The organism is Terrabacter sp. 01T434, assembly GCF_056398545.1.
In genome coordinates this window covers 117,981-137,661 of the sequence record NZ_JBFTPP010000011.1, presented here as the reverse complement: position 1 = coordinate 137,661, position 19,681 = coordinate 117,981, and the positions used below count along the sequence as shown (strand labels likewise).

Here is a 19,681-nt window from a genome sequence, read left to right as displayed (position 1 = left end):
GCCATGACCTTCGAAGACCTGCCCCCTCGGGCCAACGAGATCCCTCTGACCAACCGACGCGTCGCGGCGGACGTCATCGACCTCATCATCAGCGACGCGGACCGGGCGACGGGGTGCGTCGCCGTCATGATCTGCGACTCCGAGGACCGAGGCATCCAGCCGGTCGTGCTGCATGACGTGCCGCCGGATGCCGAGGCCGGCGGCTTCGCCCAGCTGCTCGACATGCTGCTGCCGCTCGTGGCCGAGAACGACGGCGCGGTCCTCATCGGCCGAGGGCGACCGCATGGGACCGCGCCGAACGACACCGATCGAGCGTGGCACCAGATGGCGATCGACCGGTGTGCCGACCATGACGTCGACCTGCTCGGCTACTACCTCGCGACGGCCGATGGCGTCTTCAGGCTCCCCGAACCGCTCTCGGCGGTTTCCTGACGCCGAAGGGGATGGTCAGAAAGGCGGGTGATCGTTCCCCAGAGACCTCGACAATGAGGTACTGCCCTTCCGGGTGGAGGGCGCCCTTGCTTCGTCGCGGACCGCCTCGAGCCAATCCTTCGGGCAGGTGTCGTAGATGCGGGCGGCCTTGGTGCGCCATCGAACTCGATCGCCGTCGCGCCCCACGAACCAGTGCCCGTTGGTGTGCAGGTTGTGGTGCGCCCGGTGCTTGCTGGTGAGGTTCGCGACCTCTGTCGGGCCGTGTGGCCATGGGATGTCGTGGTCGAGGTCGCACCGAGCGGCTGGGACCGTGCAGCCTGGCGCGCGGCAGGTGCCGTCGACAGCCTCGACGTGCGCCCGCATCGCCGCAGTCGGCCGGTAGGCGCGCGTCTCGAGGTGCAGGGCGGCTCCAGTCTCGGCGTCGACGCGGAGGCGGCGCCACGTCGAGTCGTCGTTGAGCATGATCTGACGGGCATGGTCGGCTGTGACCCATCCGTGGCCGACGACCTCGCAAGGCGCACCGGTGAGGCCGACGGCCGTCGTCCACGGGATGACGAGCGTGATGGCGGCCGCCGGCCGCCGCCCCAGACGGGTGAACCACTCACTGACGCGTTGGGACGCGTGGTCGGGCCCGGCCGGCGAACCCGGAGCCGCACCGGGGACGGCGGCGCTCTCGGGCCAGCCGAACATGAGGATGTCGGTGATGACGTCGGCGCGGAGCGAGTCGAGGTCGCGGGGATCACCTGCCTGTCGGGCGGCGCGGGCAATGGCGTCGACGCGCTCCATCGCGGCGATGACCTTGTCCGCGTCGTTGACGAGGTTGAGCACCCCGAAGCCGTCGCGGTCGATCTGCGCGTGAGCACCACGCCGGCGCCGCGCCCTGCGTCGGCGGTCGGCAGCCTCGCGGTCGGCAGCCAGGCATGCGCGGGTCAGTCGCTGACGGAAGAGAGTGGGGGAGGGCGGCGCACCGTCCTTGGGCCGAAGGACGGCGTCGACGATGTCAGGGCCGCACTCGACGGGCAACGCGGCGATCTCGGACTGCATCGTGCAGGCGCGGTAGAGAGTCACCGCACCTCGCTGAAGACGACTCCGCAACGATGCGGCACCCGGCGTGCCCGCGGTGGCGAGGGCCAGGCGCGCGCGCACCTCATGCGTGCCGAGCCCGGTCGCCGTGCAGACCTCCATGCCCGTCAGCTCGTCGGCGTCGATCCATCCGGGCGGTTTCGTCCGACCGAGATCGGCGAAGCGCGCCAGCTCGCTCGACTCGATGGTCGAGCGCAGGCGAGCCAGGGCCTCCAGGCCGACGGCGTCCAGGACCGCCTTGCACCGCTCGACCGACTCGACGACTCGCAGCTCGGCATCAGCCTCGGCCTCGAGCTCTGATCGAGCCTCGTCCGGGGCAACGGATGTCAGGTCGTCGGCGACGGCCTCGAGCAGCTCGCTCACGAGCGCCGGCATCACGTGGGTGAGCAGGGACTCGGCCACCTGCTTGCGCAGGGTGCGCTCGAGCAGCGGGAGGTCGCGCTGCCGAACCGGGGTGCGACTCTCTGCGCGGATCCGGAACAGGCCGGCGAGACGGTCGAGATCAACGACTGCCTCGCCCGTGTGGGCGGCGCCGAGCGACGCCATGCCCGCCGCTTCCCCTGTCCCGTCCATGATCCATTGTAGAACACATGTTCGACTAAATGGTCAAGCGTTCCCAAGTAGATTCGCGGCCCGGTCGGGGCGGCGAGCGGGACGACCCTCCCAGCCTCAAGGCGCGCCCGCCTCTTGCGTCTGCCCAGAGCTGCGGAGGAGCGTGCGGGAGATGGACGTTGACCTGCACCAGCTCTTCACTCGCGCTGCCGCCGAGGCCGCCCGCCACCGAGCCGCGGTGGCAGACCGGCCGGTGCACCCTTCGCCCGATCAGAGATCGCTCGATGCGGCCTTCGGCGGTCCGCTACCGACTGGGCCGACCCACCCCGATCGCGTCGTCGACGTCCTCATCAGTGCGGCAGGTCCCGGCCTCGTCGGAACCGTCGGGCCGCGGTTCTTCGGGTTCGTCATCGGAGGCGCATCGCCCGCTGCGACTGCGGCCGACATGCTCACTGCCGGCTGGGACCAGTGTGCGTACAACGAGGTCCTGTCACCAGCGGCAGCAGCCGCGGAGCGAGCCGCAGCAACGTGGACGAAGCAGCTGCTGGGGCTGCCCGGGTCGGCGTCCGTCGGCTTCGTCACCGGCGCCCAGGCCGCCAACACGGTCGGCCTCGCGGTCGGACGTCAGCGCGTGCTCGCTGACGCCGGTTGGGACGTCGCCCGGGATGGTCTCTTCGGGGCACCCCGGGTTGCCATCGTCGCGAGCGAGGAGCGGCATGCGACGATCGACCGCGCCGCCCGACTCCTCGGCTTCGGCACGAGCAGCATCCAACCCGTCGCAGCGACCGCCCAGGGCGCCATCGACGTGGACCGGCTCCGTACAGCTCTCGACTCCCTCTCCGGGCCCGTCATCGTCTGTCTCCAGGCGGGCAACGTGAACACCGGCGCCTGTGACGACCTCCGGACGGCCACGACCCTGGCGCACGAGCGGGGAGCGTGGGTGCATGTCGACGGCGCCTTCGGACTGTGGGCGGCGGCGAGCCCTCGGACCGCCCATCTCGTCGCCGGCATCGAGCTCGCCGACTCCTGGGGCACGGACGCCCACAAGTGGCTCAACGTCCCCTACGACTGCGGCCTCGCGTTCTGCGCGGACGCGTCGCTGCATGCCGCAACGATGTCGTATGCCGCGGCGTACCTCACCGGGTCCGGCTCCGTCTCCGACCCTGTTCTGGGCGATCTCACGCCCGAGTCATCCAGGAGGGCAAGGGGATTCGCGGTGTGGGCCGCGCTCCGTGAGCTCGGTTCGGACGGCGTGGCCGAGCTCGTGGACCGTTGCTGCGCGTTGGCCCGTCGGATGGCCCTTTGTCTCGAGGCCGGTGGCGCGACGATCCACAACGACGTCGTCCTCAACCAGGTCCTCGTCAGCATCGGGGACCCGGCACGCATCGATGGGGTGATCGACGCCGTGCAGCGCGACGGCACGTGCTGGGTCGGGGGCACGACCTGGCACGGCCGCCGGCTGATCCGCATCTCGGTGTCGAACGCCACGACCACCGAGTCCGACATCGACGTCGCCGCCGCCGCGATCCTCGCCGCGGCCACTGCTGTGGAGCAGTCCGCCGGCTGACCGCCGGACGGCTCACTCGACGAGTGAGGCCAGCCCTTCCCGAAGGTGTGCGATGAGCGGTGTGTCGTCGGGCACCACCTCGGGATCGGTGACGACGGTGATGCCCAGCGTCCCGGCATACGAAAGGACGTCGAAGCTGACGGCGACGTTTCCGGGGGTCACGGCTATCGGGACCAGACGGCTGACGGTGCACCCGCAGAAGCGCCACGGCGTCGCAGGGCCGCGGACGTTCGTGACGAACGAGTTGACGAGTCTCTGGTGGTTCACGAACCACTGGAGGGCGCCGAGCCTGGCGAGGCCCCGGAAGGCGACACCGAGCGGAGCGGCCGTGGCTGCGCGCGGACGCGAGCGCTGATCGCGCGAGAGGCGTGCAACGGTGTCGAGCCGGGTCTGCACGTCCACGTCGAGCGGGATGCGGAACGGGACGACTCCGCTCTCGTTGCCGAGCCGAGTGGCCTGGGCCGACGAGCGCGCCGAGTAGGGCACCGACAGGACCAGCGAGTCGACAGGTTCGTCGCGTTCGGCGAGGGTGGCGCCCATCGCCTCGGAAACGGCCGTCAGGACGATGTCGTTGACGGTGACGCCGCGCCGGTGGGCGGCTTTGACCACCAGCTCCGTCCGCGCCTCGACCACGGAGAGCCGCCGATGGGGTCCGGTGGGGCGGTTGAGGGAGGTCCTCGCGCAGAGGCGGGGGCGGGTGCCGCGTAGGCCCAGGTCGCGCATCCCGGCCCCGGCCGAGCGGGCGCGCGCGACCAGGGACGGCACGGAAGTCACGGCGGCCAGGTGCGAGCCCCAGGCCTCGGCGGCCAGGGCGCGTCGCGTGTGGGCGGTGCTGGTCGGAAGAGGCTGTGGACGCGTCAGCCCGCTTGTGGCGTCCGTGATCGCGGCCAGCACCGCGAGGCCGCCGATCCCGTCGGCCAGGACGTGGTGGGCTACGAGGACGAGGGCTGCCCGGTCAGCCGCCAGGCCGGTGACCCAGTGAGCGCCCCAGAGCGGACGGTCGCGGGGGAGCCTGCGGCACACCAGGTCTCCCGCCAGCTGCCAGAGCGCGTCGTCGCTGTCGACGCGGCTGAAGCTCAGATGCCGGTCGACGCGATAGTCGTCGTCGCGGACCCAGTACGGCCGGCCGCAGAGGAACGGCGCAGGACGCAGGCGCTCCCGCAGCCGCGGCACCGCTGCCACGCCGTCGTCGATCGCTCGGGCCACCTGGGCTTCGTCCCGGAGCGCGCCACCGTCGACGACGAGCACCGCGGCGATGTTCATCGGCACGGCCCCTCGGTCGCTGGCCAGGGTGGTGAGATCGTTCGGCGTGGCCCGCTCGACACCGCCGGCTCGAACCCGTCCAGGACTCGGAGTCCGCGTCCCCATGGTTCGACGCTAGGCGGCAGCCCGCCCGCGCGGGCCGTCTTGCGGCAACCTGGCGCCACGGGCTCAGGCACCATTCAGCCGACTCCCAGCCTCTCCTGACCGACTCTTGACCTTTCGGTCCGTAGCCCACCCCGGACCCGACTCGTTGAGCCGTCGAGCGAGGACGCCTGTCGTCGCTCGACGGTCATTCGACCCGATGTCTCGGGGTGTCCTGCAGTACCGGATCCAGGAGTTGCGCACATGCTGCCGACCTTGTTGAGAAGAACCCGTTCACGAGCTCTCCCGCTCCTCACCGCGACCGCCCTGGTGGCGGCTGTCGGAGTGGCAGCTCCCGCCCTCGCGGCGACGCCGACCTCGGGGACGGTGTCCGACACGAGTACCTCCGTCCAATGGGGCGCGGGTCCCTTCGTGGCCCCCAACGTCACGGGGGCGACGGGGGGCGTCACCTGCGGCCCCGACCTGTGCGACGACTTCGCGCTGCACGTCGCGACCCCGGCCGGCTACGGCGACACGCATCAGCTGACGATCAAGGTCGGCTGGCAGAACGCGGCGGCCGACTTCGACGTCTACCTCCTGGACCCGACCGGCGCGGTCGTCGCGTCGTCCGCCTCGAGCTCGGACCCCGAGGTCATCGTCACCGCCCCGACGAGCGGTGACTTCACCGTCCGGGTCGTGCCCTACGCCCCACTCGGGGAGTCCATCACCGGGACGGCCACCCTCACGGACGTGCCCGCGAACCCCGCTCCGAGCACCGCGACGCCGCCCACGTTCAGCCAGTACGGCGCACCCTCGTCGTTCGCCCGCGCCCACGACGCGGGTGAGCCGTCGATCGGCAGCAGCCACCCGACCGGCTCGACCTTCTACCAGGCTCTCTATGACACGTACAAGGCCACGTGGGACGACAGCGTCACCCCGTCGAAGGTCACGTGGTCCGACGTCTCGGCCAAGCCCGCCAACGGCTGCGCCACGGGCGGCTCGACGTCACTGGACCCCATCGGGTTCACCGATGCCAAGACCGGTCGCGTCTTCGAGAGCCAGCTCGCGGGCAAGATCTCACTCATGTGCTACTCGGACGACGAGGGCAAGACGTGGTCACCCAGCCAGGGCGGCGGCCTCAACTCCGGCGTCGACCACCAGACGGTCGGCGGCGGCCGCTACTCGCCCAACGGCGTCGGCGCTCTTCCCACGTCGACCTACCCGAACGCCGTCTACTACTGCAGCCAGGACATCGCCGACGCCAACTGCGCATCGAGCCACGACGGCGGCGTGACCTTCGGACCAGCCATCCCGATGTACTCCCTCCTCGACTGCGGTGGGCTGCACGGGCACGTCAAGGTCGCCCCGAACGACGGCACCGTCTACGTCCCCAACAAGTCGTGCGGCGGCAAGCAGGCCGTCGCCGTCTCGGAGGACGGTGGCACGACCTGGTCCGTCCGCAAGGACCCGGCCAGCACGGCGGGTGACTCCGACCCGAGCGTCGGCGTCGGCGCCAAGGGCACCGTCTACATGGGCTACCAGGCCGCGGACGGCACGCCCCGCGTCGCCGTGAGCCGCGACAAGGGCAAGACGTGGACGGACGACCAGAACGTCGGTGCGAGCCTCGGCGTGCACAACACCGTGTTCCCGGTCGTCGTGGCCGGTGACGACGACCGCGCCTCGTTCGCCTTCATCGGGACGACGACGCCCGGCAACTACCAGGACGCGACGAACTTCAAGGGCGTCTGGCACCTCTACGTCTCGACGACCTACGACGGTGGCAAGAGCTGGGCCACGGTCGACACGACGCCGAGCGACCCGGTTCAGCGCGGCTCCATCTGCACGGGCGGCACGACGTGCGGCAACGACCGCAACCTGCTCGACTTCATGGACGCCACCGTCGACCGGACCGGTCGGGTCGAGGTCGGCTACGCCGACGGCTGCACCGGCGCCTGCACCCAGCCCGGCGGTGCCCAGAACTTCGACGCGTACGCCACCATCGCCCGTCAGCAGTCGGGCAACACGCTGTATGCCGCCTACGACGCCCTGCCCAACCTGACCCCGACGACGGTGTCGGTCACCCGGTCGGGCGGGCTGTACGCCACGTCGACGACGGTGGCGAACACCGGCAAGGCGACGGCGCGAGGGGTCACGACCCGACTCCTCGTCGACGGCGTCAACGTCGCCACGGCTGCGCCGGTCGACGTCGCGGCCGGCGGGTCGACGGCTGTCGCCTTCTCGGGGGTGCGGCTCGGCAAGGGCACTCACACGGTGGTCGTCGTCGCTGACCCGGACGGACGCATCCGCGAGTCGAACGAGTCCGACAACCGTCGGCAGACCCAGGTGGCCCGGTGAGCAGACCGAGTCGGGGAGCCGCACCACGTGCGGCTCTCCTCGCCGTGACCGCGCTCGGGGCCTGTGTCGCTCTCGGCGGGTGCGGCACGGACGAGATGGAGGCTGCGATGGCGGCGCCCGGCTCGAGCGCGACGTCGGCGGCTGTGGTGTGCGCCAAGGATGCGAAGCCGGTGGACCTGCCGGCCTCCTTCCCGGTGCAGGCCACGGTGCCTGACGGGTACGTCGTGACCGGTGTCGAGGCCCGGAGCGCTGGGCGGACCGTCGTCACCGCCGTCTCCTCCAAGCCGTTCACGCAGACGCTCGCCGACATGCAGGGCGCCTACTCGACCCGCGGGTGGACGGCCTCGGAGGGTGAGGTCGAGCACCGCGACGCCGAGTCCAACTTCGCCGGCAACGGGCTCCGCGGCCGATGGGCCATCCGCGAGATCCCCGAGTGCACCGACAACACGTCAGTGAGCGTGCTCATCGGCAAGTGACGCCTGCCCGACGTTCGACCTGACACCCCACCTGACATCAGACCGATGGCGGGGCCGGACCCGGCCCCGCCATCGGCCTCTCCGAACTGGCTGTCCGGGCAGGCTGTCTGGGCTGTCACAAGTCGCCCCCGAATGCGCCCTGGCGCGGGACGATGGAAGGGGCCCGGTACATGCGGCCCCGACCGCACGGGAAGGGGAGAGCGATGAACGCCGCAGTCAGCGGGGCGAACGAGACCACGAGCCACGGGATCGTCGTGGGCTACGACGGGTCCCCGGGGTCGCGGCTGGCCCTCGACTGGGCCATCGAGACCGCGAAGCGCGACGAACGCCCGCTCACCCTGCTGCACTGCGTCGGCCTGAACATGACCCCGACCTTCCGCGCCTACGACCCGGGAGTGCAGGCGCACGCGTACGACGAGATGGCGCGCGGCGTCCTGGCCGAGGCCGTCGACATCGCTGCGAAGACGTTGGACCGCGACGACGTCCGCCCGCTCAGCGTCATCGGGAGCGCGGCCGCGGAGCTCGTCGGCGCGTCGTCCCAAGCTGATCTCGTCGTGACCGGCTCCCGCGGGCACGGCGCCATCTCCGGTGGCCTGCTCGGCTCGACCTCGTATGCCGTGACCGCCCACGCCCACTGCCCCGCGGTCGTCGTCCGTGGCGACACGGTCGTCCACGCGGGTCCTTCGCATCCGATCGTCATGGCCTTCGACGACTCGAAGAGCTCCCAGAAGGCGCTGGAGACCGCCATCCAGGTCGCTGCCGCCGCGCAGGCGCCGCTGCACGTGGTGGCGGTCGACAACGTCGGTGGTCTGGAGGCGTGGCCGGAGTCCGACACGATCGTGGGACGTGAGGAGATGATCGACGAGATGCACCGTCACGTCGGTCAGACGCTACGAAACGTCGCCGACGACGCACGGCGCGCACACCCCGGTCTCGACGTGCACACGAACGTCCTCGGCGGCGGGGCCGGCGTGGCAATCGCTGCCTACGCGGTCGACGTCAGGGCCGGCCTCGTCGTGATGGGCTCGCGCGGGCACGGCGGCTTCACGGGGATGCTCCTCGGGTCGGTCAGCCATCGTGTGGTGCACGACGCTCCGTGCCCGGTCATGGTCATCCACTGATCTCGAGCTGGGCCCGATTCGACTGGCCCCACAAGGTTTTCGATGCACACTCCGAGCTCCGCCGGTGGTCAGATGGTCGTGGGCTACGACGGTTCGGCCGCCTCCCAGCGAGCCCTCGTCTGGGCCGCAGCCGTCTCCCACGCCCTCGGTGACGGCCTCAAGATCGTTCACGCCGTCGACCTGGACGTCGTGCGCAGACGTCGAGGCTCCGCGCCGCGACCGTTGAGCCCGTCGCTCGAGATGGTGGCGGAGACGATGGTCGGCGGTCCGTCGACGTGGCCCGGTCGACCACTGGCTCGATCGCAGGTCCGCGCGGTACACGCCTTCGGTGGTCCGGTGGGCGAGCTGGTCGACGCGTCGATGACAGCGGACCTCGTCGTCCTCGGCACCCGGGGACGGGGCCGGACCCGAAGCGCCCTCATCGGCTCGGTCTCGTCCGCGGTGGCCGCCCGCTCCTACTCCCCGGTGGTCGTCCTCCACGACCTCGGGCACCCGGCTCCCGGGACTCGCCGCGACGTCCCGGTGCCGGGGCCGGAGTGCGAAGTCGTCTGCGCCCTGACCCCGGGCACGGGCGAGGCCCACGCGAACAGGATGGAGCGGATCGTCTCTGCCGCAGCGAGGATCGCTGCTGGTTGCTCCGCGCGGCTACGCCTCGTGACCGTCCTGCCGCCGGACGCAGCCGGTCCCTCCGACGGCGCCGAGCCCCCGACGAGTCCGTATGCCGTGGCCACCTTGGGCCTGACGCACCCGGACCTGACCGTTGCGAGCCAGACGCTGTACGGCGACCCGGTCGACGCGCTCACCGGGACGAGCCGCGACTGCGGGCTGCTCGTCATCGGGGCTCCCCGCCGGGGCGGGGTCGGCGCTGTCCTGGTCGGGACCGCGCCGTACCGGATCGTCCACGACGCGACCTGCCCGGTCATGCTCGTCCACTGACCGGCGACCGAGACTGACACCCGATGATCCACGCCCGATGATCCACTCCCGGTCGGGTCTCGGGCCGAATCCGCGGCAACTCGCAGGGGATTCGGGTCCCGAGACCGGGCCACACGGCATACGACCGCGGTGCGCGGAGCGGAGCGTCAGGGCGACGGCGGGTGCTGGAAGCCCGGTCTTCCTGCGGTTCCCGCGGCGCGCTCGACCGAATGACCCAACCGACTGGCGGCTGCGCCGAATGCGCTCGAGCTTCGGCCCCCCAGCGCAGGCGGCACGACGACGACGGGACAGTGCGAGGCCCGCGCGAGCCGGCTGCCGAGCCAGCGCGCCCCGACCTCGGTGGAGCGGCCGGCATCGATGACGATGAGATCGGCCGAACGGCTCTCCTCGGCGAGGACCGCGCGCCGTTTGCCCGCGACGACGCGTGTCTCGACGAGGTGGTCGTGGCCGAGCACGTGCGCGACGTCCTCGGCGAGCCTCGACTCCTCCACGCTCCGGGCACTGTCGTCCGAGACGACGGACGGCACACGACCGCCGGTGGCGGTCTCGGGGGCGTGCGGCCGCCAGGCACGCACCGCCACCACGCGCCCACCGCGGAGGTACGCCTCTTCGACCGCCCAGCGCAGCGCGCCGGGGGAGCCGCTGGTGGGACTCACCCCGACGACGATGGTGTGGGCCCGGCCGAGGTCCGCGACGTTCACGCCACCGCCCCCGACTCCTCCGAGACCTTGCTCAGCGGGTCCGCGACGTCCTCGAGCGACTTGCGTTCAGCGTCGATGCCGATCACCAGGGCCACGATGCCGCCGAAGATCATGATGACGGCCCCGGCGACGTAGCCCCAGGTCAGCGGCACCCGGTCCTTGCCGTCCCCGATGAGGGCGCCGTAGAGCACGGGCGCGATCGCCCCCGCGCACTGGGCGACGACGAAGAAGTAGCTGATCGCCTGGCCGCGTACCTCGAGCGGGAAGATCTCGCTCACCGTGAGGTACGCCGCGGACGCGCCGGCCGAGGCGAAGAAGAACGCCACGCACCAGAAAATGGTGTGGGTCGTCGCGTTGAGGATCTCGGCGTGGAACGCCCAGGCCGACGCGAGCAGCACGACCCCGGCGATCGTGTACGTGCCGAAGATCATCTTGCGACGACCGATCGTGTCGAAGAAGTGGCCCAGCAGCAGCGGCCCGAGCAGGTTGCCGAGCGCGAACGGCAGGAAGTAGAGCGAGGTGTTGGCCTTGCTGATGCCGTAGAAGTTCGTCAGGACGAGCGCGTAGGTGAAGAAGATCGCGTTGTAGAGGAACGACTGCGTCACCATCATCGTGAGGCCGAGCACCGTGCGGCGACCGTACCGGTGCACGAAGACGTCCCACAGCACCTTGGCGCCCATCCGGTCCTCGGCCTTGACGAGGATCGCCTTGCTCTCGTCGACCTCCGGGATCTCGCCGCCCTCGCGGCGCACGCGCTCCTCGATCTCGTCGACGGTGCGCTCCGCCTCGTCGCCGCGCCCGTGGGTGAGCAGCCAGCGCGGGCTCTCCGGGATGTGCCGGCGCAGCCAGATGATCGACAGGCCGAGCAGCGGGCCGATGAAGAAGGCCAGACGCCAGCCGATGTTCTCGGCGACGTTGTCGGGGTTGAGCAGGTAGAGGTTGGCGAGCGCGCCGAAGAACGCGCCCAACCAGTAGGTGCCGTTGATCGCGATGTCGACGCGGCCACGGAAGTGCGCCGGGATGAGCTCGTCGATGGCCGAGTTGATCGCGGTGTACTCGCCGCCGATACCCATGCCGGCGACGAACCGGCACACCCAGAGGAACCACATGTTCGGGGACAGACCGGCCAGGCCCGAGCCCACCAGGTAGATGACCAACGTGATGATGAAGAGCTTGCGGCGCCCGAGCCGGTCGGTGAGCCGACCGAACGTCAGCGCTCCGACGACCTGGCCGACGAGGTAGACGGTGCCGGTGAGTCCCACCTGGGCGGCCGACATGCCGAGCGACTTCTGGAAGCCGGACTCGGACACGATCTGGATCTCGAGCCCGTCGAGGATCCAGGACACCCCGAGCCCGAAGACGACCGACCAGTGGAACTTCGTCCACGGGAGCCGGTCCATGCGGGCGGGCACCAGACTCCTGATGGCGCCGTCCGTGCGTTGTGCGACAGCCTCGCTCATCCCAGCTCCTTCGATCCGAATCGCTTGTGAACCGTCGGGTCAGGGCGTGCTGCGTGGCTCACGTCCTCGTGCGTCACGTCCTCACCGCGTGAACTCGTACCCCCTCGGGCACGACGCGCAACACATCGGGAGCAATCAGACGTTGTCGCGCTTCACCGTGGGTACGTTGCCACTGCACGCGCGGCGAATGGGTGCCGTGCGCGAGAAGCCCAGGAGGCCCGCCATGCCCGCCAAGAAGCGTTCGACCACGCCGTCGAGGACCGAGCTGCCGTCCACCCTCGAGCGGTCGTCGAAGAAGGCGCAGGAGACGTGGCTGGCCACGCATGACTCCGCGGTCGAGGAGTACGGCGAGGGCGAGCGTGCCCATCGGACGGCCTTCGCCTCCCTCAAGCACTCCTTCGAGAAGGTCGGAGACCACTGGGAGGAGAAGGACCACAAGGGCCCGAGCGACCCGCAGGCAGCCCGTAGGAGAGCGGCGGCGCGCGCCGGAGGCGACGGTGACTCTGCGGGAGGTGTCGACGCGAACGCGTCGAAAGCCCACCTGCTCGACGTCGCGAAACGGCTGGACGTGCGCGGGCGCTCGCGGATGACCAAGAGCGAGCTCGTCGAGGCGATCCAGAAGGCGAACGACAGGGCCACCGCTGCAGCGCGGAAGAACGACGCCTAGCGGCCACGAGCCACGACGCCGTCGGGCCCCTGTCTGAGTGCTCACAAACCCACCCCGTCACGTTCCCCCTGGCGGGAGGATGGAGATGGCCGGAGCAGTGGCCCGGTCCCGGGACCCAGTGAAGGGGTGCACGATGAACGCCCAGGCACCGACCACGTACGGCATCGTCGTCGGCTACGACGGTTCGGTGGCGTCACAGCTCGCCGTCGGGTGGGCCGCGGAGACGGCACGTCAGCAGGGCAAGCACCTGACCCTCGTGCACAGCGTCAACCTGGCCGGCACTCCGGGGTTCCCGGCGATGGACTTCTCCGAGCTCGAACCCTCACTCGAGCATGCCGCCAAGGCGCTCGTGGACGAGGGCGCGGAGCGTGCCAGCACGACGCTCGACGCCTCGCAGGTCGAGACGCAGTACTGGCTCGGGAGCGCCGCAGCCCAGCTCGTCGATGCGTCGCGGGACGCCGAGCTCCTCGTCGTCGGCAGTCGCGGACGCGGCCGCCTGCTCGCGGGGCTGCTCGGCTCGACGTCGTATGCCGTCGCGGCGCACGCCCAGTGCCCCGTCGTGGTCGTGCGTGGGCCGGGGGGTGAGACGCCCGACGACGTGCCCATCCCGCCGCGGCCCGGTCGCGGACACGACGTCGTCGTCGGCGTCGACGACTCGGATGCCTCGGTTCGGGCCGTCGACGCCGCCGTCGAGGTCGCCGAACGCGAAGGTGCCGTGCTGCACATCGTCCGCGTCGCCCACTCGCCGTCGATGGAGGCCTGGACCTACGCCGAGACCGCCAAGGGTGGCACGGAGGAGACCCACGCGATCCGGGACCACGCCGAGCAGTCGGTGACGCGCGCGGCCAATCGCGTGCGGGCGCTGCACCCGAAGGTGATCGTCACGACCGAGGTGCTCTACGGGTCCCCGGGACAGTCGCTCGCCGACCTCGGGGCGACGGCAGGGCTGATCGTCGTCGGATCCCGCGGGCACGGCGGCTTCACCGGCATGCTGCTCGGGTCCGTCAGCCACCGCGTCATCCATGACGCAGAGTGCCCGGTCATGGTCGTGCGCTGACCACGGTTTCTGCTGACGAAAGCCCTGTGAGGAGAGACGAACTCACCAGGGAGCGAAGGAATCAGGCAAGCGTCTGGGCAAAGCGTCCGAGGGCGGCGTCCCAGCGCGACTTGTCGCCGGCGCCGTCCTCCGCGATGCCCTCACCCTCGTGGTAGAGGTCGACGCGGGTGCCGTCTCCGTCGGGCCTGAGCTGGAGGTCGAGGATGCTGAGCGGACCGTCCTCATGGGGGTGCCACGACACGCGTACCTGTTCCATCGGGTGGTAGCTGCGGACGACCCCGTGCGTTCCGTCGGTGCTGTGCCACGACTCACCCTTGCTGCCCAGGGTGACGCCGGGGCCGAGGAGGGCCTCCGTGCCGCGGGGGCTGATCAGGTGACGCCAGACCTGGTCGACCGGCGCACCGACGGTCAGCGTCGAGTGCACACCCGCAGGAGACCCCTCGAGCTCGGCGTCCTCTGCGTTCTCAGGGATCGACTGCGTTGAACTGCTCATGGGCACCTCCGGGTCGTGCGGACCGGCCCCTGATGGGCCGGACCCACCACAGACAGTCGACCAAAGACTGGCCCGGATGACAATGCCTCGGCGCGACCTCTTCCCGCCTACGCTCGGATGATGATCGACCACTTCGGCATCAACTGTGCGGACTTCGACGCCAGTGCCCGCTTCTACGACGCGGTGCTCGGTGTCCTCGGCTACAGCCGGCAGATGGACGTCGGGATGGCCATCGGATACGGGTCCGACGGGCACCCCGACTTCTGGATCACCCGGTGGGAGGGCGGCGGACCCAACCGCGAGATGCACTGCGCCTTCCAGGCCGAGAGCGTCGAGGCGGTGCGGGCCTTCCACGCCAAGGCGCTCGAGCTCGGCGCCGAGTCGCTGCACGAGCCGCGGCTGTGGCCGGAGTACCACCCCGGCTACTACGGCGCCTTCGTGCGCGACCCCGACGGCAACAACGTCGAAGCAGTCTTCCACCGGGCCGGCCCGGACGACTGACTCCCGCCGCAGAGCGGGAGGTGCCGGCCCGTCAGCGCAGCACCGTCGGCGTCTCGACGACGACGTCGAGGGCCGCGATGTCCGTGAGGGCCACGTCGCAGTAGAAGTCGTCCCCGGAGTAGGCCGCCGGTGTCGTCACCCCTGGTAGCCCGCTCGTCGGAGAGCCTCGGCCATGGCGCCGCTGGCGGGCGCCTCGACTCGGCCGGCGTGGTTGCCCTGGCCCGCTGAGCCCTGGCTCCCGCGAGACTGGCCGCCACGTGCCTGACCGCCCCGCGCATGGCCTCCCCGGGACTGGCCTCCCCGGGACTGGCCACCCGGTGCACCCTGTCCGCCGCGCTCCTTGGGCCCACCCGACGTCACCTCGTCGTCCAGACGCAGGGTGAGGGAGATGCGCTTGCGCGGGATGTCGACGTCGAGCACCTTCACCATGACGACGTCGCCTGGCTTGACCACCTCCCGCGGGTCGCGCACGAAGTTCCTCGACAGTGCCGACACGTGGGCCAGCCCGTCCTGGTGCACGCCGATGTCGATGAAGGCCCCGAATGCCGCGACGTTGGTGACGACGCCCTCGAGCGTCATGCCCGGCTTGAGGTGCTTGATCTCCTCGACGCCCTCCTTGAAGGTGGCTGTCTTGAAGGTCGGTCGCGGGTCGCGCCCCGGCTTGTCGAGCTCGCTGATGATGTCGGTCACCGTGGGTAGGCCGAAGGTGTCATCGACGTAGTCGGTCGGCCGAATGGCCTGCAGGGCAGTCGTGTTGCCGATGAGCGACGTAAGCTTCTGCCCGGTCGACTCGAGCATCCGACGCACCACGGGGTAGGCCTCCGGGTGCACGGCTGACGCGTCGAGGGGGTCCTCGCCTCCCGGGATGCGCAGGAAGCCGGCGGCGAGCTCGAACGCCTTGGGTCCGAGGCGCGGCACGTCCTTGAGCGCCTTGCGCGTGCGGAAGGGCCCGACCGCGTCGCGGTGCGCGACGATGCTGTCGGCGAGACCCGGGGTGATGCCCGAGACGCGGGTCAGCAGGGGAGCAGAGGCGGTGTTGACGTCGACGCCGACCGCGTTGACGCAGTCCTCGACGACGGCGTCGAGCGAACGCGAGAGGGCGGTCTGGCTGATGTCGTGCTGGTACTGGCCGACGCCGATCGACTTCGGGTCGATCTTGACGAGCTCGGCGAGCGGGTCCTGCAGGCGCCGGGCGATCGAGACGGCGCCGCGCAGCGACACGTCCATCCCCGGTAGCTCCTGGGAGGCGAACGCCGACGCGGAGTAGACCGAGGCGCCCGCCTCCGAGACGACGGCCGACGTCAGCTTGAGCTCCGGGTGGGCCTTGATGAGGTCGGCGGCGAGGCGGTCGGTCTCGCGCGAGGCGGTGCCGTTGCCGATGGCGATGAGGTCGACCGAGTGCTCCTTGGCCAGGCGGGCCAGTGTGGCGAGCGAGCGGTCCCACTGGTGCTGCGGGACGTGCGGGTAGATGACCTCGGTCGCGACGACGCGGCCCGTCCCGTCGACGACCGCGACCTTGACGCCGGTGCGGAAGCCCGGGTCGAGGCCCATCGTGGCGCGTGCGCCGGCGGGGGCAGCGAGCAGCAGGTCGCGCAGGTTGGCGGCGAACACGCGTACCGCCTCCTCCTCGGCGGCGCGGCGCAGCTGCATACGGGCGTCGATGCCGAGGTGGACGAGGATCTTCGTGCGCCACGCCCAGCGCACGGTGTCGGCCAACCACTGGTCGGCGGGGCGCCCGGCGTTCTCGATGCCGAAGCGGCGCGCGATGGCGCGCTCGTATGCCGTGGGGCCGGGCTGCTGCGCGGCCGTCGGGTCGTCGGGGACGATCTCGAGGGAGAGGACGTCCTCCTTCTCCCCCCGGAAGAGGGCGAGGATGCGGTGGGACGGGAGCTTGGAGAGCGGCTCGGAGAAGTCGAAGTAGTCGGAGAACTTCGCGCCCTCCTCCTCCTTCCCGGAGCGCACGTGGGAGCCGATGTGCCCCTGCCTCCAGACGCGCTCACGCAGGTCGCCGATGAGGTCGGCGTCCTCGGCGAAGCGCTCGACGAGAATGGCGCGGGCTCCGTCGAGCGCGGCGGCAACGTCTGCCACCTCGCGGTCGGCGTCGACGAATCCGGCTGCGGCAGCTGCTGGTTCGGTGTCGGGTGAGCCGAGGAGAAGGTCTGCGAGCGGCTCGAGGCCTGCCTCCCGGGCGATCTGGGCCTTGGTCCGGCGCTTCGGCTTGAACGGCAGGTAGATGTCCTCGAGGCGGGCCTTCGTCTCGGCGGCGAGGATCTGCGCGCGGAGCGCGTCGTCCAGCTTGCCCTGCTCCTCGACGGATGCCAGCACGGCCGCGCGCCGCTCCTCGAGCTCGCGGAGGTAGCCGAGGCGCTCCTCGAGGGTGCGCAGCTGCGCGTCGTCGAGGCCGCCAGTGACCTCCTTGCGATAGCGCGCCACGAAGGGGACGGTCGACCCGCTGTCGAGCAGTCCGACGGCGGCGGTCACCTGCCCGTCCCGGACGCCGAGCTCCTCTGCGATGCGACGCTCGATCGACGCCACCTTCACCTGCACACTCACTGGGCTGTTCTCCTCTGACGACACATCGAGCCACGCATTCTGCCGTGCCGGGGCACTCAGTCGTCGAGCAGGGCCTTCAGGGCGGCGCGCTCCGCCTTGGGCACGTAGCCCGCGTAGTAGTCGTACAGGCTGTGCAGTGAGGCCCGGCCCGCTTCGGGGCCGTCTCCGGCCCGGATGGCGGCGAGCACCTGCTCGTGGTGCCCCAGGGAGCGCTTCATGAGGGCCTGGGCGTTGCGGGCGTGCGCGATCTTGTCCGAGATCAGCGACAGCACGGTGTCGCGCACGACGCCGTTGCAGACCTGGATGAGGGTGTTGCCGCTAGCGCGGGCGATGGCCTCGTGGAAGGCGAAGTCGGCCTCGCTGAACGAGCCGTACCCACCATCCACGGCCGCGCGCATCTGCTCGATGGCGGCATCCATCTCGGCGAGCTCCGCGTCCGTGCGCAGCACGGCCGCGAGCCGGTTCGCCGTCGAGTCGAGCATCATCCGGGAGACGAGCAGCTGCGAGAGGGTCAGGCCATCGGCACGGGCCAGCCGGCGCATCTGCTTCGTGAGGCCGCCCGTGGTGAAGGGGAGGATCTCGGGGCCGTTCGGGTCGCCCGGACGCGAGCGCACCACGCCGTTGCTCTCTAGCACGCGAAGCGCCTCGCGCACGGTGGCCCGGCTGGTGCCGAACTGCACGACCAGCTCGCGCTCGCTCGGCAGCCGCTGGCCGGGACGCAGCTCGCCGCTCGCGATCGCCTCCTCGACCTGCTCGACGATGCGCTCGTAGAGGCGCACCGGGCGCACCGCCTCGAAGGCGGGGGCCGTCACCTCAGGCATGGGAGCCACCGAGGTCGCTCATCTCGGGAATGGGCCACGCAGGCGTCGCCGATTCGGGGCGGTGCGCCTCGTACCAGTCGACGGCGCTGAGCACGCCGACGTCGTCGAAGCGCCTGCCTGACACCTGCAGCCCGATGGTGCGGCCGTCGCGCGTGAACCCGCAGTTGACGGACGCGGCAGGCTGGCCCGACATGTTGTAGGGCGCGGTGAAGCCGATGTGCGCCATGCCCCGGTCCTCGTCACCCCACGGCATGGGCCAGTCGGCGGCGAATGCGGTCACCGGCGCCACGGGGGAGAGCACGAGGTCGTACGGCTCGGTGGCGGTCACGGTGGCCTGCTGGAGCGCCATGATGCTGGCGTAGTCGCGAAGGACGGTCGTGCCGTCGACGTCACGCACCGCGAGCACCCACCGCTGGATGAAGGGAAGGACCCGCTCGCGGGCTGCCGGGCTCAGGGCCTGGAAGTCGGCGAGCGAGCGCACCCGCCAGAACTCGTCGAGGTCGTGCAGCATGCGCGGTGTCATGAAGGGGGGCAGGAGCTCGACTTCGGCCCCGGCCTCGGCGAAGACCGCAGCGGCCGCCTCGACGGCCCGGTGCACCTCCGGCTCGAGTGGCAGCCCGCAGCCGGCGTCGCGGTGCAGGCCCACGCGGAGGCCTCGCACGTCGCGTGGCTCCGGCGGCAGCACGGTGCCGAGGTCCTCGGGGGGCAGGCTCGTCCAGTCCCGGACGTCGGGGCGGCTGATGACCGACAGCAGCAGGGCCGCATCGCGCGCCGAACGCGCCAGCGGACCAGCCGCCCGGCCGAGGTAGGGAGTGTCGAGCGGTACCCGCCCGGCGCTGGGCTTGAGGGTGGTCAGGCCCAGCCACGTGCCCGGGAGCCGGATGGAGCCACCGATGTCGGTACCGACGTGCAGCGGCCCGTAGCCACCGGCCGCCGCCGCTCCGGCCCCGGAGCTCGAGCCGCCGGTCGTCAGCGAGGTGTTCCAGGGCGAGCGTGTCACCCCGTGCAGACTCGACACGCCGGAGCTGAGCATGCCCCAGTCCGGCATGACCGTGGCGCCGAGGATGACGCCGCCGGACTCTTCGACGCGCTCGACGACAGGGCTGCTGCGGGTCGGGACGACCGGCTCCACGCCGGCGTTCCCAGCAGGCATCGGAACCCCTGCTCGCGCGAGGTTCTCCTTCACGGTCACAGGCACGCCGTCAATGGGCCCGGCGGGCTGGCCTCTGTCCCAACGCTGCTCACTGGCACGGGCTGCCGTGAGGGCACTCTCGAGGTCGAGCAGCCAGAAGGCGTTGAGCTCCGGCTCGCGCGCCTCGATGACGGCGGCGACGTCCTCCAGTGCGTCCACGGGCGAGAGGTCTCCGGAGGCATACGCGGCTACGAGCTCGGTGGCAGTGAGGCTGGCGGGTCGGCCAGACGAGTGCGGCATGGACGTCCTTCCGCGTGGGACGGCCTTCGGGCCGCCTGACTCGCCGGACGAGCTCTTGACATCCGGCCTGATGAGAGAAACGGTACCTCTCACGGTGAAAAAGTCCACTGGTCAGACCAGTGAATTCGTA

17 protein-coding genes are annotated in these 19,681 nt (G+C 71.0%); 9 read left to right on the top strand and 8 right to left on the bottom strand.

The features are described 5' to 3' along the window. Positions 1–3: 3 nt before the first annotated feature. Positions 4–432, top strand: coding sequence for a hypothetical protein (locus AC1DIW_RS20055; RefSeq protein WP_478110414.1), 429 nt, complete (start codon positions 4–6; stop codon positions 430–432). A 15-nt stretch (positions 433–447) separates the two neighbouring features. Here the strand turns inward: AC1DIW_RS20055 and AC1DIW_RS20050 are convergent, their stop codons facing one another. After that, entirely contained in the window at positions 448–2,088 is a 1,641-nt protein-coding gene (locus AC1DIW_RS20050; protein ID WP_478110412.1) for an HNH endonuclease signature motif containing protein, read from the bottom strand. Positions 2,089–2,239: 151 nt separating this feature from the next. Between AC1DIW_RS20050 and AC1DIW_RS20045 the strand changes: the two genes are divergently transcribed. Further along, positions 2,240–3,634 carry a pyridoxal phosphate-dependent decarboxylase family protein gene (locus AC1DIW_RS20045; RefSeq protein ID WP_478110410.1) on the top strand — a complete coding sequence of 465 codons (1,395 nt, stop codon included), beginning with the start codon at positions 2,240–2,242 and terminating at the stop codon, positions 3,632–3,634. A 12-nt stretch (positions 3,635–3,646) separates the two neighbouring features. On the opposite strand, the gene AC1DIW_RS20040 is transcribed toward AC1DIW_RS20045, so the two are convergent. Beyond that, a complete protein-coding gene (locus AC1DIW_RS20040) occupies positions 3,647–5,002 on the bottom strand; it encodes a wax ester/triacylglycerol synthase domain-containing protein (protein WP_478110409.1) in 1,356 nt (451 codons plus the stop codon). Between the two features lie 408 nt (positions 5,003–5,410). Here AC1DIW_RS20040 and AC1DIW_RS20035 point away from each other — a divergent pair, with 408 nt between their 5' ends. The 4 genes from AC1DIW_RS20035 to AC1DIW_RS20020 all read left to right on the top strand — a co-directional run bounded on the left by AC1DIW_RS20035 (position 5,411) and on the right by AC1DIW_RS20020 (position 9,866). Next, a complete protein-coding gene (locus tag AC1DIW_RS20035; RefSeq protein WP_478110407.1) occupies positions 5,411–7,333 on the top strand; it encodes a CARDB domain-containing protein in 1,923 nt (640 codons plus the stop codon). Continuing rightward, on the top strand, positions 7,330–7,809 hold the full coding sequence (locus AC1DIW_RS20030) for a hypothetical protein (protein ID WP_478110406.1): 480 nt from the start codon (positions 7,330–7,332) through the stop codon (positions 7,807–7,809). Before AC1DIW_RS20035 ends, AC1DIW_RS20030 begins: the two co-directional genes overlap by 4 nt. Before the next feature lie 203 nt (positions 7,810–8,012). Next, positions 8,013–8,930, top strand: a complete 918-nt coding sequence (locus tag AC1DIW_RS20025) for a universal stress protein (RefSeq protein ID WP_478110405.1) — start codon at positions 8,013–8,015, stop codon at positions 8,928–8,930. Between the two features lie 42 nt (positions 8,931–8,972). Next, positions 8,973–9,866: a universal stress protein gene (locus AC1DIW_RS20020; protein ID WP_478110403.1), complete on the top strand. Its 894-nt coding sequence runs from the start codon at positions 8,973–8,975 to the stop codon at positions 9,864–9,866. 146 nt (positions 9,867–10,012) lie between these two features. On the opposite strand, the gene AC1DIW_RS20015 is transcribed toward AC1DIW_RS20020, so the two are convergent. Together AC1DIW_RS20015 and AC1DIW_RS20010 are read right to left on the bottom strand one after the other, a co-directional pair. After that, the gene (locus AC1DIW_RS20015; protein WP_478110402.1) at positions 10,013–10,567 is read right to left on the bottom strand and encodes a universal stress protein; all 555 of its coding nucleotides are present in this window, start codon (positions 10,565–10,567) and stop codon (positions 10,013–10,015) included. Beyond that, positions 10,564–12,027: an MFS transporter gene (locus tag AC1DIW_RS20010; RefSeq protein ID WP_442281082.1), complete on the bottom strand. Its 1,464-nt coding sequence runs from the start codon at positions 12,025–12,027 to the stop codon at positions 10,564–10,566. The genes AC1DIW_RS20015 and AC1DIW_RS20010 overlap by 4 nt, the downstream gene beginning before the upstream one ends. Positions 12,028–12,250: 223 nt before the next feature. On the opposite strand from AC1DIW_RS20010, the gene AC1DIW_RS20005 reads away from it, so the two are divergent. Further along, positions 12,251–12,694 carry a ChaB family protein gene (locus AC1DIW_RS20005; protein WP_478110400.1) on the top strand — a complete coding sequence of 148 codons (444 nt, stop codon included), beginning with the start codon at positions 12,251–12,253 and terminating at the stop codon, positions 12,692–12,694. 133 nt (positions 12,695–12,827) lie between these two features. Further along, complete coding sequence (locus AC1DIW_RS20000; protein ID WP_442281080.1) at positions 12,828–13,751, top strand: universal stress protein; 924 nt, start codon at positions 12,828–12,830, stop codon at positions 13,749–13,751. Positions 13,752–13,812: 61 nt separating this feature from the next. Here AC1DIW_RS20000 and AC1DIW_RS19995 read toward each other — a convergent pair whose 3' ends face one another. Next, a complete protein-coding gene (locus tag AC1DIW_RS19995) occupies positions 13,813–14,244 on the bottom strand; it encodes an SRPBCC family protein (protein WP_442281079.1) in 432 nt (143 codons plus the stop codon). Positions 14,245–14,364: 120 nt separating this feature from the next. Between AC1DIW_RS19995 and AC1DIW_RS19990 the strand changes: the two genes are divergently transcribed. Beyond that, positions 14,365–14,745 (top strand): VOC family protein, encoded by a 381-nt coding sequence (locus tag AC1DIW_RS19990; RefSeq protein WP_442281078.1) that lies wholly within the window; start codon positions 14,365–14,367, stop codon positions 14,743–14,745. A 135-nt stretch (positions 14,746–14,880) separates the two neighbouring features. On the opposite strand, the gene AC1DIW_RS19985 is transcribed toward AC1DIW_RS19990, so the two are convergent. Genes AC1DIW_RS19985 through AC1DIW_RS19975 form a run of 3 tightly spaced genes read right to left on the bottom strand, consistent with a single transcriptional unit; the run spans position 14,881 to position 19,551 of the window. Beyond that, positions 14,881–17,298: a Tex family protein gene (locus AC1DIW_RS19985; protein WP_478110398.1), complete on the bottom strand. Its 2,418-nt coding sequence runs from the start codon at positions 17,296–17,298 to the stop codon at positions 14,881–14,883. Positions 17,299–17,354: 56 nt separating this feature from the next. Next, entirely contained in the window at positions 17,355–18,119 is a 765-nt protein-coding gene (locus AC1DIW_RS19980; protein ID WP_478110397.1) for a FadR/GntR family transcriptional regulator, read from the bottom strand. Continuing rightward, the gene (locus AC1DIW_RS19975) at positions 18,112–19,551 is read right to left on the bottom strand and encodes an amidase (RefSeq protein WP_478110395.1); all 1,440 of its coding nucleotides are present in this window, start codon (positions 19,549–19,551) and stop codon (positions 18,112–18,114) included. Before AC1DIW_RS19975 ends, AC1DIW_RS19980 begins: the two co-directional genes overlap by 8 nt. Between the last annotated feature and the right edge of the window lie 130 nt (positions 19,552–19,681).

What these genes read in the sequence shown, in the direction of transcription:
- AC1DIW_RS19980 (WP_478110397.1), bottom strand. Translation starts at nt 18,119, where the DNA reads ATGCCTGAGGTGACGGCCCCCGCCTTCGAGGCGGTGCGCCCGGTGCGC.
- AC1DIW_RS20025 (WP_478110405.1), top strand. Translation starts at nt 8,013, where the DNA reads ATGAACGCCGCAGTCAGCGGGGCGAACGAGACCACGAGCCACGGGATC.
- AC1DIW_RS19990 (WP_442281078.1), top strand. Translation starts at nt 14,365, where the DNA reads ATGATCGACCACTTCGGCATCAACTGTGCGGACTTCGACGCCAGTGCC.
- AC1DIW_RS20020 (WP_478110403.1), top strand. Translation starts at nt 8,973, where the DNA reads ATGCACACTCCGAGCTCCGCCGGTGGTCAGATGGTCGTGGGCTACGAC.
- AC1DIW_RS20000 (WP_442281080.1), top strand. Translation starts at nt 12,828, where the DNA reads ATGAACGCCCAGGCACCGACCACGTACGGCATCGTCGTCGGCTACGAC.
- AC1DIW_RS19975 (WP_478110395.1), bottom strand. Translation starts at nt 19,551, where the DNA reads ATGCCGCACTCGTCTGGCCGACCCGCCAGCCTCACTGCCACCGAGCTC.
- AC1DIW_RS20050 (WP_478110412.1), bottom strand. Translation starts at nt 2,088, where the DNA reads ATGGACGGGACAGGGGAAGCGGCGGGCATGGCGTCGCTCGGCGCCGCC.
- AC1DIW_RS20055 (WP_478110414.1), top strand. Translation starts at nt 4, where the DNA reads ATGACCTTCGAAGACCTGCCCCCTCGGGCCAACGAGATCCCTCTGACC.
- AC1DIW_RS19995 (WP_442281079.1), bottom strand. Translation starts at nt 14,244, where the DNA reads ATGAGCAGTTCAACGCAGTCGATCCCTGAGAACGCAGAGGACGCCGAG.
- AC1DIW_RS20005 (WP_478110400.1), top strand. Translation starts at nt 12,251, where the DNA reads ATGCCCGCCAAGAAGCGTTCGACCACGCCGTCGAGGACCGAGCTGCCG.
- AC1DIW_RS20010 (WP_442281082.1), bottom strand. Translation starts at nt 12,027, where the DNA reads ATGAGCGAGGCTGTCGCACAACGCACGGACGGCGCCATCAGGAGTCTG.
- AC1DIW_RS20045 (WP_478110410.1), top strand. Translation starts at nt 2,240, where the DNA reads ATGGACGTTGACCTGCACCAGCTCTTCACTCGCGCTGCCGCCGAGGCC.
- AC1DIW_RS20040 (WP_478110409.1), bottom strand. Translation starts at nt 5,002, where the DNA reads ATGGGGACGCGGACTCCGAGTCCTGGACGGGTTCGAGCCGGCGGTGTC.